Here is an 11,070-nt window from a genome sequence, read left to right on the forward strand (position 1 = left end):
CGCCGACCCACGCCCCTCGCCCCGCCTCCGGACCCTCGGGCTCATGCACACCTGTGCCGCCGTTCTCGCCGCGCTCTGTCTCGCGGTCACCCTCGGGCGAGGGATCGACGACCGCGGGGCCGCCCTCGCCTTCGGGCTCCTGGTCGCCGTCGGGGAGCTGACCCGGTGGAGCGGACCGGAGGGCAGGCAGGCCGCCCCGCTGGCCGCCGCCGGAGCGCTGTCGTACGCGCTGCTCGGACCGAAGGCGGGGCACTTCACGCTGCCGGGAGTCCCCGGCCCCGCCCCGACGGCGGACACCGCCGTCGACGTCGCACGGATCGTCGCCGTGGTCTTCGCCGCGTCCCTGCTGGGCAGCGTGCCGCACCTCGCGCGCGATCCGGGCCCGGCCCTCGACCAGCTGGCGCGCCGGGTGCTGACCGTCGGATTCGCCGCCGTCTGCTTCCGCCCCGTCTACGGCAGCGGCGTCTTCGCGGACCGGCCCGGCAGCTCCTATGTGCTCCTGCTGGTCGCGCTGCTCGCGCTCACCGCGCTGTGCGACGCGGTACTCGCGGCCGCGGCGGCCCGCTCCCGCACCGGCTGGCCGTTCGGGCCGCTGCTGCGGGACGAACTGCGGGCCCTGCTCGGGATCGGGTCGGCGGTGTGCGCGACCGGGGTGGTGATCGCGCTCGCGGTCGCCGTGGCGGGACTGTGGGCACTGCCCGTGTTCTGCCTGCCCCTGCTGCTGGCCCAGGTGTCCCTGCGCCGGTACGCGGCCGTGCGCGCCACCTACCGGCAGACCATCGCCTCCCTCGCCCGCGCCACCGAGATCGCCGGCTGCACCCCCGCCGGGCACGCACGGCGCGTCGCCGCGCTCAGCCGGGCCGTCGGGCGCGACCTGGGACTGCCGGAGGCCGAACTGAACGTACTGGAGTACGCGGCTCTCATGCACGACATCGGACAGCTGAGCCTGGTGGACCCGGTACCGGCGGGGGCCACCGCCGTGCTGCCCGCCGCCGAGCAGCGGCGGATCGCGCTGCTCGGCGGGGCCGTCGTGCGGCAGACCGGGGTCGACGGGGCGGTCGCGGTGGTGGTGGAGCGGCAGGCCGACCCCTACCGGGAGCAGCCGCCGGCGGCCCGGATCGTGCGGGCCGTGAACGCGTACGAGGAGAAGGCGCGCGACGCGGGGCCCGGCGGCCCGCTCACGGCGCTGGAGGAACTACGGCTCGGGACGGCCGGGGAGTACGCGCCCGAGGTCGTCGAGGCGCTGGCGCGGGTCCTGTCCCGGGGCTGTCTGACCTTGCCCTCCATGGGGTAACCCATGGGTAATGAGCGCCTCTCCAGCCCTACGTGGTTGGATGCGAGAGAGAGGGTGTCCGGGGGCACTGGCCAGCCCACCCCACGGAACTGGACCGGCAGGCGGGAATCGTGAGGATCTTCGGCAAGGGACGGCACCGGCCCTCCGCCTCCTGGCGGCAGGCCACCGATCGCGCTTTCACGCTGATCGGCGACGGTCGGTACGAGGACGCGGGCGCCCTGCTGACGCGGGCCGCCGACCTGGAGCCGTGGCTGTCCGAGTCCTGGTTCAACCTCGCCCTGCTGCACAAGTTCCGGCACGACTGGGAGCAGGCCCGCACGGCCGGCCTCCGGGCCGTGGCCCTGCTGGAGCGGGAGACCGGCGCTCCGGACTGGTGGAACGTCGGCATCGCCGCCACCGCCCTCCAGGACTGGCCGCTGGCCCGCAGGGCCTGGCAGGCCTACGGGTTGCAGGTGCCCGGGGGCGCCACCGTGGCCGGGGAGCCCGTCGGCATGGAGCTGGGCAGCGCGGCCGTACGGCTGTCGCCCGAGGGCGAGGCCGAGGTGGTGTGGGGGCGCAGGCTGGACCCCGCCCGGATCGAGGTGCTGTCCATTCCGCTGCCGTCCTCAGGGCGGCGCTGGGGCGAGGTCGTACTGCACGACGGGGTGCCGCACGGGGAGCGGACCACGTCGGCCGGGCACTCCTATCCGGTGTTCGACGAGATCGAGCTGTGGGCGCCGTCGCCGGTGCCCACCTGGGTGGTCCTGCTGGAGGCCGCGTCCGAGGCCGACCGGGACGCGCTGGAGCGGCTCGCGGCCGACGCCGGCTTCGCCGCGGAGGACTGGTCGTCGTCGGTGCGGCTGTTGTGCCGGATGTGCTCGGAGTCGCGGATGCCGTCCGACGAGGGCGACGGGGTGCACCTCGACCCGCACGACCACAGCGAACCCGGTCATCCCGGCCCGCTCGGCCACCGCACCGACGGGCAGCTCTGGGTGCCCGAACGGGAGTGCGGGGTGGCCGCGCCGGCCGCGCTGGTGCGCGGTCTGCTGGACGGCTGGGTCGCGGACAGCCCGGACTCACGGGACTGGCGGGACCTGGAGGAGGTCTGCTGAGCCCACCCGGGACGGACGCCCCCTTAGGCTGTACCCGCAGAAATCTCAGGCTTGCAGGAAGGCGTACGTCGGTCATGGCGCAGCAGGACACCGATCAGCAGCACGCGGGCGTGCTCCCCGTGGACGACGAGGGTTTCGTCATCGACACCGAGGAGGCGGAGGAGCGCGAGACCGCCTGGCGCGAGCGCGGCACCTCACGGCCGATCACCGTCGTCGGCAACCCGGTGCTGCACAAGGAGTGCAGGGACGTCACCGACTTCGGCGCCGAACTCCAGCAGCTGGTCGCGGACATGTTCGCCAGTCAGCGCACCGCCGAGGGCGTGGGCCTGGCGGCGAACCAGATCGGCGTCGACCAGAAGGTCTTCGTCTACGACTGCCCCGACGACGAGGGCGTCCGGCACGTCGGCGTGATCTGCAACCCCGAGCTCGTCGAGCTGCCCGCCGACCGCCGCCGCCTGGACGACAGCAACGAGGGCTGCCTGTCGGTGCCGACGGCGTACATGTCGCTCGCGCGCCCCGACTACGCCGAGGTGACCGGACAGGACGAGCTGGGCAACCCGGTCAGGGTGCGGGGCACCGGCTACTTCGCGCGGTGTCTCCAGCACGAGACCGACCACCTGTACGGCTACCTGTACATCGACCGTCTCTCCAAGCGGGACCGCAAGGACGCGCTGCGGCAGATGGCCGAGGGCGAGCCCCGCTATCCGGTGGTGGCCAACGACTGAGCCGGTCGACGGCTTCCGGACGCCTGGTCGGGTTCTTCCCGACCAGGCGTCCTGCGTCTGCCCTCCGCCCGGCGACGCCGTACAGCCGGCGAGTGATCCAGAACCAGTCAGGTGGGAGAGGATTCTCGGCAGGTTGGGTAGTGAATTGAAGCAAATCCATTCCCAGACGGTCAGTCGTGGTGCTGAATAGTAAGTGCCGGTATACGCAACGGCGCACGCCCGGCACGACGGGAGGGGTGTTGCGCCTACCGGCGGCTGAGAGGGGTAGTTCGTGCCTGCTTTCCCATACAGCACCACCCACGGCACCACATCGGCATCCGCGCCGAATGTGACCGTCGTTCCGCCGGCGCTCTGTCTTCCGGTGATCGAGGACGAGTTTCCCCGGCAACTCCATGAGTATTGGCCAAAGCTTCAGGAGCGAACGCGCACCTGGCTGCTGGAAAAGCGGCTCATGCCGGCCGACAAGGTGTCGGAATATGCCGATGGTCTTTGCTATACCGACCTCATGGCGGGGTACTACCTGGGCGCTCCCGACGACGTCCTCCAGGCCATCGCCGACTACAGTGCGTGGTTCTTCGTCTGGGACGACCGTCATGACCGCGACATCGTGCACGCCCGGTCGGCCGCCTGGCGGCGGCTGAGGTTCCGGTTACACGCGGCCCTGGATTCCCCCGGGACCCATCTGGCCCACGGGGATCCCCTGGTCGCGGGGTTCGCGGACAGCGTGGCCCGGCTGTACGCGTTCATGCCCACCACCTGGAACACCCGGTTCGCCCGGCATTTCCACGAGGTGATCGAGGCGTACGACCGTGAATTCCGCAACCGCGCCCGCGGGATCGTGCCCACGGTCGACGACTATCTCGCGCTGCGCCGCCTCACCTTCGCACACCGGATATGGACGGATCTGCTGGAGCCGAGCGCGGGGTGCGAACTCCCGGACTTTGTGCGAAGGAATACCGTGTACCGGCGGGCGGCACTACTGAGCCAGGAATTCGCCGCCTGGTACAACGACCTCTGTTCCCTCCCGAAGGAAATCGCGGGAGAAGAACTGCACAATCTCGGGATCAGTCTCATCACCCATGAGAAGCTGACTCTCGAAGAGGCGGTCGAGGATCTCAGGCGGCGCATCGAGGAATGCATAACGGAATTCCTGACGGTCGAAAAGGATGCCTTACGGTTCGCCGACGGACTCGCCGACGGCACGGTGCGGGGAAAAGAACTGAGCATCGCCGTGCGGGCCTGCCTCGCCAACATGCGGAACTGGTTCAGTTCCGTCTACTGGTTCCACCACGAGTCCGGCCGTTACATGGTCGACAGCTGGGACGACCGGTCCACGCCCCCGTACGTCAACAACGAAGCGGCAGGTGAGAAATGACCGTCGAGTCCGTCAAACCTGATGGGATCCAGGCGTCCGGGCTGCGCGAGCCGCCCCTGGCCGGGGGCGGTGTCCCGCTCCTCGGCCACGGCTGGCGACTGGTGCGCGATCCGCTGGCGTTCATGGCGCGACTGCGCGACCACGGCGACGTCGTACGCCTGAAACTCGGCCCCAAGACCGTGTACGCCGTGACCACCCCCGCCCTCACCGGAGCGCTGGCGCTCAGCCCCGACTACAAGATCGACGGACCGCTGTGGGAATCGCTGGAGGGCCTGCTCGGCAAGGAGGGCGTGGCCACCGCCAACGGCCCCCGGCACCGGCGCCAGCGGCGCACCATCCAGCCGGCCTTCCGGCTCGACGCGATCCCCGCCTACGGGTCGATCATGGAGGAGGAGGCGCACGCGCTCACCGTGCGCTGGCAGCCCGGTGACACCGTCGACGGCACCTCCGAGTCCTTCCGGGTCGCCGTGCGGATCGCCGCCCGGTGCCTGCTGCGCGGCGACTTCATGGACGAGCGCGCCGAGCGGCTGTGCGTCGCGCTCGCGACCGTCTTCCGGGGGATGTACCGCCGGATGGTGGTCCCCCTCGGACCGCTCTACCGGCTGCCGATTCCGGCCAACCGCGATTTCAACCGCGCGCTGGCCGATCTGCATCTCCTCGTCGACGAGATCGTGGCCGAGCGACGGGCATCCGGTCAAAAGCCGGACGATTTGCTGACGGCATTGCTGGAGGCGAAGGACGAGAATGGCGACCCCATCGGGGAACAGGAGATCCACGACCAGGTCGTCGCGATCCTCACCCCGGGCAGCGAAACCGTGGCCTCCACGATCATGTGGCTGCTCCAGGTCCTCGCCGAACACCCCGAGCACGCCGACAAGGTACGGGCGGAGGTCGAATCCCTGACCGGCGGCCGCCCCGTCGGATTCGATGACGTCCGCAAACTCACGTACACCAACAATGTCGTCGTCGAGGCCATGCGACTGCGTCCCGCGGTTTGGATTCTGACCCGGCGGGCGGTGACCGACACCGAGCTCGGTGGCTATCGCATTCCGGCCGGTGCGGACATCGTCTACAGCCCCTACGCGATCCAGCGCGACGGCCGTTCCTACCGGGACAATCTGGAGTTCGATCCCGACCGCTGGCTGCCCGAGCGGGTCAAGGAGGTGCCGAAGCACGCCATGAGCCCGTTCAGCACCGGCAACCGCAAATGCCCGAGCGACCACTTCTCGATGGCGCAGCTGACCCTGATCACGGCGGCGGTGGCGACGAAGTACCGCCTGGAGCAGGTGGCCGGTTCCGACGACACCACCCGGGTGGGCATCACGCTGCGTCCGCACCGGCTGCTGCTGCGGCCGGTGGCCAGGTGACGGCGGCGAGTCGACGACGGCCGGGGCGACGGCAGCCAGGTGGCTGCGGCGCCGGCTGACGGTGACGGGCCGCGGTCAGGCGGCCGCCGGGCCCCTGAACGTGCGCCGGTAGGCCTGGGGCGTGGTCCCCAGCGCCCGGACGAACTGGTGGCGCAGTGCCGCCGCGGTGCCGAACCCGGTGCGCCAGGCGATCGCGTCCATCGTCTCGTCCGTCGCCTCCAGCAGCCGTTGGGCCAGCAGCACGCGCTGGCGCAGGATCCAGCGGTAGGGAGTGGTCCCGGTCTCCTGCTGGAAGCGGCGGGCGAAGGTGCGCGACGACATGTGGGCGCGGGCGGCGAGCTGGTCGACGGTGACCTCCTCGTCGAGGTGCTGCTCCATCCACGCCAGCGTCTCGCCGACGGTGTCGCAGGCGCTGCGCGGCAGCGGCCGCTCGATGTACTGGGCCTGGCCGCCGTCCCGGTGCGGCGGCACCACCATCCTCCGGGCGATCTTGTTGGCGACCTCGGGCCCCTGCTCCTTGCGCACGATGTGCAGACAGGCGTCGATCCCGGCGGCGGTGCCCGCCGAGGTGATCACCGGGTCCTCGTCGACGTAGAGCACGTCCGGCTCGACGACCGCCCGCGGGTAGCGCCGGGAGAGCTCGGCCGCGTGCCGCCAGTGCGCGGCGCAGCGGCGCCCGTCCAGCAGCCCGGCGGCCCCGAGCACGAAGACCCCGGAGCACACGCTGAGCACCCGGGCGCCCCGGTCGACGGCCCGGCGCAGCGCGTCCAGCAGCTCGGGCGGGTACGCGCGCAGGAGGTTGGCGTCGGAGGCGGGCACCGCGATCAGGTCGGCCTCCTCCAGCCGCTCCAGGCCGTGCTCGGTCGACACCGTGAACCCGGCGACATGGGTGCTGAGGGTCGGACCCTCGGCCGAGGCGACGGCGTAGTCGTACACCGGCAGCCCCTCGTCGCTGCGGTCGATGCCGAACACCTCGCAGACCACGCCGAGTTCGAAGGGATGCGCGCCGTCGAGCAGAACGGTCACCACGTTCTTCAGCATGCCGTCAGTGTGCCGCACGTCCCGCCCGGAGGTGGCAGGAATTTGCAGTCGTGCGGCAGTCCTGCCACTGCCAGGAGTGTTCACGGCGTACGACAGTTACCTCATGAACTCACTCACCGGATTCGCCGCACTCCTGGTCGCCCTCGTCCTCCTCGCCGGTCCGGCGCTCGCGTGGCTGCTGCGCGAGCGCCGGATCGACCGGGAGCTGAGGCCGCGGCAGGCTCAGAAGTCCTCGTCCAGGTCGACGGTGCCCTCCACCGCCACCTGGTACGCGGACGGGCGCCGCTCGAAGAAGTTGGTCAGCTCCTGAACCCCCTGGAGCTCCATGAAGGAGAAGGGGTTCTCCGAGCCGTACACCGGGGCGAAGCCGAGCCGGCTCAGCCGCTGGTCGGCGACGCACTCCAGGTACTGCCGCATCGACTCGGTGTTCATGCCCGGCAGGCCGTCACCGCACAGGTCGCGCGCGAACTGCAGCTCGGCCTCGACGGCCTCCCGGAGCATGTCGGTGACCTGCTGCCGCAGCTCGTCGTCGAAGAGCTCCGGCTCCTCCTTGCGGACGGTGTCGACCACGTCGAAGGCGAAGCTCATGTGCATCGTCTCGTCGCGGAACACCCAGTTGGTGCCGGTGGCCAGACCGTGCAGCAGACCCCGGCTGCGGAACCAGTAGACGTACGCGAAGGCGCCGTAGAAGAACAGGCCCTCGATGCACGCGGCGAAGCAGATGAGGTTGAGCAGGAAACGGCGGCGGTCGGCCTTGGTCTCCAGCCGGTCCAGCTTCTCGACCTCGTTGATCCACTTGAAGCAGAACCCGGCCTTCTCGCGGATGGAGGGGATGTTCTCCACGGCGTCGAAGGCCGCCGCCCGGTCCTCCGGGTCGGGCAGGTAGGTGTCCAGCAGCGTCAGATAGAACTGGACGTGCACGGCCTCCTCGAACAGCTGGCGCGACAGGTACAGGCGCGCCTCCGGGGAGTTGATGTGCTTGTAGAGGGTCAGCACCAGGTTGTTCGCCACGATCGAGTCGCCCGTCGCGAAGAACGCGACCAGACGGCCGATCAGATGCTGCTCGGCCGGGGTCATCTTCGCGAGGTCGGACACGTCCGAGTGGAGGTCGACCTCCTCCACGGTCCAGGTGTTCTTGATGGCGTCCCGGTAGCGCTCGTAGAAGTCCGGGTAGCGCATCGGACGCAGTGTCAGCTCGAAGCCCGGGTCGAGGAGGTTCTGGTTACGGGTGGTGCTCATTACTGGCAGGCCTCGCAGGACTCGGGGTTCTCAAGGGAGCAGGCGACGGCGTCGGGGTCGGCCGCCTGCTGGACGGGGACGGTGGCCTGCGCCTGGGCGGCCCGCGCGATCCGGGTCGCCGGGCGCGAGCGCAGGTAGTACGTCGTCTTCAGGCCCGACTTCCAGGCGTACGCGTACATCGAGGAGAGCTTGCCGATGGTCGGCGTCTCCAGGAACAGGTTCAGGGACTGGGCCTGGTCCAGGTACGGGGTGCGGGCCGCGGCCATGTCGATCAGGCCGCGCTGCGGAATCTCCCACGCCGTGCGGTACAGCGCCCGTACGTCGGCCGGGATCCAAGCGAAGTCCTGCACCGAACCGCTGGAGTCGCGCAGCGCCTCCCGGGTGCGGGCGTCCCACACGCCGAGCTCCTTGAGGTCCTGCACCAGGTAGGAGTTGACCTGGAGGAACTCGCCGGACAGCGTCTCGCGCTTGAACAGGTTGGAGACCTGTGGCTCGATGCACTCGTACACGCCCGCGATGGACGCGATGGTGGCGGTCGGCGCGATCGCCAGGAGCAGCGAGTTGCGCATCCCCGTGGCGGCGATGCGTTCCCGCAGGGCGGCCCAGCGCTCCGGCCAGGTGAGCTCGACGTCGTAGTGGTCGGGGTGCAGCACGCCGCGGGCGGTACGGGTCTTCTCCCAGGCCGGCAGCGGGCCGTTGCGCTCGGCGAGGTCGGCGGAGGCCTCGTACGCGGCGAGCATGATCCGCTCGGCGAGACGGGTGGACAGCCGCCTGGCCTCCGGCGAGTCGAAGGGCAGGCGCAGCTTGAAGAAGACGTCCTGGAGGCCCATCGCGCCCAGGCCGACGGGACGCCACTTCGCGTTGGAGCGGCCCGCCTGCTCGGTGGGGTAGAAGTTGATGTCGACCACGCGGTCGAGGAAGGTCACGGCCGTGCGGACGGTCTCGTCCAGCCGCTTCCAGTCGATGTCGCCGTCGACGACGAAGGCGCCGAGGTTGACGGAGCCCAGGTTGCAGACCGCCGTCTCGCCGTCGTTCGTGACCTCCAGGATCTCCGTGCAGAGGTTGGAGGAGTGGACGACGTGCCCCGGCTCGGCCGTCTGGTTGGCGGTGCGGTTGGCGGCGTCCTTGAAGGTCATCCAGCCGTTGCCGGTCTGCGCGAGGGTGCGCATCATGCGGCCGTACAGATCGCGGGCGGGGATCGTCCTCTTCGCCAGGCCCGCCGCCTCCGCCGCGCGGTAGGCCGCGTCGAACTCCTCGCCCCACAGGTCGACCAGCTCGGGCACGTCGGAGGGGGAGAACAGGGACCACTGGGCGTCGGAGTTCACGCGGCGCATGAACTCGTCCGGGATCCAGTGCGCGAGGTTGAGGTTGTGCGTACGGCGGGCGTCCTCGCCGGTGTTGTCGCGCAGCTCCAGGAACTCCTCGATGTCGGAGTGCCAGGTCTCCAGGTAGACCGCGGCCGCGCCCTTGCGCCGGCCGCCCTGGTTCACCGCGGCGACCGAGGCGTCGAGGGTCTTCAGGAACGGGACGATGCCGTTGGAGTGCCCGTTGGTGCCACGGATCAGGGAACCGCGCGAACGGATCCGGGAGTACGACAGACCGATGCCGCCGGCGTGCTTGGAGAGCCGGGCGACCTGGTGGTAGCGGTCGTAGAGGGAGTCCAGTTCGTCCAGCGGGGAGTCGAGGAGGTAGCAGGACGACATCTGGGGGTGGCGCGTGCCGGAGTTGAAGAGCGTGGGGGAGGAGGGGAGGTAGTCCAGACGGCTCATCAGCCGGTAGAGCGCGGCGACCTCGTCCAGCGAGCGGACGGTGTCGTCCTCGGCGAGGCCGGCGGCGACCCGCAGCATGAAGTGCTGGGGCGTCTCGATCACCTGACGGGTGATCGGGTGCCGGAGCAGGTAGCGGCTGTGCAGGGTGCGCAGGCCGAAGTAGCCGAACCGGTCGTCGCCCTCGGTGTCGACGAGCGCGTCGAGACGGGCCGCGTGGATCCGGGTGAACTCCGCCGTACGGTCGGCGATGAGTCCTTCCCGGTGCCCGACGGCGACGGACTCGGTGAAGGTCGTCACGCCCTGCGAGGCGGCCTCCGCGGCGATGCTGATGGTCAACAGCCGCGCGGCCAGCCGCGAGTAGGCGGGATCGTCGGAGATGAGCCCCGCGGCCGCCTCCGTGGCCAGCTCGCGCAGCTCCGTCTCGTCCGCCCGCGCGGACCGGCCGCGCAGGGCGGCGGCGGCGACCCGGCCGGGGTCGGCGTCGGGGAGGTCGGAGGTCAGCTCGGTCAGGGTCCGCAGCAGCGCGGCTCCGGGACCGTCGGTCTCCCTGGCCGGGGTGGCTGAAGCCGGATCGGCTGGCGCGATGGTCACGTGGGACTCTCCCTCGCTCGGCAGGGGGCCTTGCGGAGGGCAGGGGGCGGCACACGAGCGCACGGGGCGTCGCGTCCACCGGTCCATTCCGCGAGACCCGGACGTCAAGGCACCCGGACCGGACGGCCGGGCGCGCGGTCGGCAGGTCCTCGGACTGGACGCGTGGATGCCCGCCGTGGGGCGGACAAGCACAGGTACACCGTTGCGGGACAGTTCCGGATTCGCACCGGATTCCCCTGCGGCGACAGCGAGCATGAGCATACATCTTGTGCCGGGCTGCGGTGCCACCACCAGATGTTGTGTCACGTCGGCTTCGGAGCGTGTCAGTCGGGCTCCTGGCGGACGGCGGCCGGAGGCCCGGAAGAGGGCGCGGACGGGCCCCGCGCGGGCGTCCGACGGGGGCGCGGCGAGGCTGCCCTGCGGGCGCCGGGCGGCCTCGTGGGGCGGCTTGCTCGCGGGCGCCGGGCGGGCCCGTGGCGAGGCTTCCTCGCGGGCGCCGGGCGGCCTCGTGGCGAGGGTTGCCCGGGTGCCGGACGGGTCGGTGGCGAGGCTTCCCCGGGCGGTGGGCGGTGGTCGGC

At 70.9% G+C, this 11,070-nt stretch carries 8 protein-coding genes and 1 riboswitch; of the genes, 5 read left to right on the forward strand and 3 right to left on the reverse strand.

Features of this window, described 5'->3' with window-relative positions:
• The first annotated feature begins 43 nt into the window (after window positions 1–43).
• The 5 genes from FNH09_RS40515 to FNH09_RS40535 all read left to right on the forward strand — a co-directional run bounded on the left by FNH09_RS40515 (window position 44) and on the right by FNH09_RS40535 (window position 5,852).
• Window positions 44–1,294 (forward strand): HD-GYP domain-containing protein, encoded by a 1,251-nt coding sequence (locus FNH09_RS40515; protein WP_152894870.1) that lies wholly within the window; start codon window positions 44–46, stop codon window positions 1,292–1,294.
• A gap of 110 nt (window positions 1,295–1,404) precedes the next feature.
• Window positions 1,405–2,385 carry a tetratricopeptide repeat protein gene (locus FNH09_RS40520; protein ID WP_162469827.1) on the forward strand — a complete coding sequence of 327 codons (981 nt, stop codon included), beginning with the start codon at window positions 1,405–1,407 and terminating at the stop codon, window positions 2,383–2,385.
• A gap of 74 nt (window positions 2,386–2,459) precedes the next feature.
• The gene (gene def / locus FNH09_RS40525) at window positions 2,460–3,110 is read left to right on the forward strand and encodes a peptide deformylase (RefSeq protein ID WP_152894871.1); all 651 of its coding nucleotides are present in this window, start codon (window positions 2,460–2,462) and stop codon (window positions 3,108–3,110) included.
• 271 nt (window positions 3,111–3,381) lie between these two features.
• Window positions 3,382–4,485, forward strand: coding sequence for an epi-isozizaene synthase (gene cyc1, locus FNH09_RS40530; protein WP_338017835.1), 1,104 nt, complete (start codon window positions 3,382–3,384; stop codon window positions 4,483–4,485).
• Window positions 4,482–5,852: a bifunctional albaflavenone monooxygenase/terpene synthase gene (locus FNH09_RS40535; protein ID WP_152894872.1), complete on the forward strand. Its 1,371-nt coding sequence runs from the start codon at window positions 4,482–4,484 to the stop codon at window positions 5,850–5,852. The genes cyc1 and FNH09_RS40535 overlap by 4 nt, the downstream gene beginning before the upstream one ends.
• A 75-nt stretch (window positions 5,853–5,927) precedes the next feature.
• Here FNH09_RS40535 and FNH09_RS40540 read toward each other — a convergent pair whose 3' ends face one another.
• The 3 genes from FNH09_RS40540 to FNH09_RS40555 form a co-directional block, all read right to left on the reverse strand.
• Window positions 5,928–6,893, reverse strand: a complete 966-nt coding sequence (locus FNH09_RS40540) for a GlxA family transcriptional regulator (RefSeq protein ID WP_152894873.1) — start codon at window positions 6,891–6,893, stop codon at window positions 5,928–5,930.
• A gap of 222 nt (window positions 6,894–7,115) precedes the next feature.
• Window positions 7,116–8,132, reverse strand: coding sequence for a ribonucleotide-diphosphate reductase subunit beta (locus FNH09_RS40550; RefSeq protein WP_152894875.1), 1,017 nt, complete (start codon window positions 8,130–8,132; stop codon window positions 7,116–7,118).
• The gene (locus tag FNH09_RS40555) at window positions 8,132–10,492 is read right to left on the reverse strand and encodes a ribonucleoside-diphosphate reductase subunit alpha (protein WP_162469828.1); all 2,361 of its coding nucleotides are present in this window, start codon (window positions 10,490–10,492) and stop codon (window positions 8,132–8,134) included. The genes FNH09_RS40550 and FNH09_RS40555 overlap by 1 nt, the downstream gene beginning before the upstream one ends.
• A 123-nt stretch (window positions 10,493–10,615) precedes the next feature.
• A riboswitch (cobalamin riboswitch) is annotated at window positions 10,616–10,759 on the reverse strand.
• Between the last annotated feature and the right edge of the window lie 311 nt (window positions 10,760–11,070).

The organism is Streptomyces adustus, assembly GCF_009377175.1.
In the GTDB taxonomy this organism is placed as follows: Bacteria; Actinomycetota; Actinomycetes; order Streptomycetales; family Streptomycetaceae; genus Streptomyces; species Streptomyces adustus.

Bases quoted from the DNA above. Each gene is read 5' to 3' on its own strand.
- FNH09_RS40540 (WP_152894873.1), bottom strand. From the start codon at position 6,893: ATGCTGAAGAACGTGGTGACCGTTCTGCTCGACGGCGCGCATCCCTTC.
- FNH09_RS40515 (WP_152894870.1), top strand. From the start codon at position 44: ATGCACACCTGTGCCGCCGTTCTCGCCGCGCTCTGTCTCGCGGTCACC.
- FNH09_RS40550 (WP_152894875.1), bottom strand. From the start codon at position 8,132: ATGAGCACCACCCGTAACCAGAACCTCCTCGACCCGGGCTTCGAGCTG.
- FNH09_RS40535 (WP_152894872.1), top strand. From the start codon at position 4,482: ATGACCGTCGAGTCCGTCAAACCTGATGGGATCCAGGCGTCCGGGCTG.
- def (WP_152894871.1), top strand. From the start codon at position 2,460: ATGGCGCAGCAGGACACCGATCAGCAGCACGCGGGCGTGCTCCCCGTG.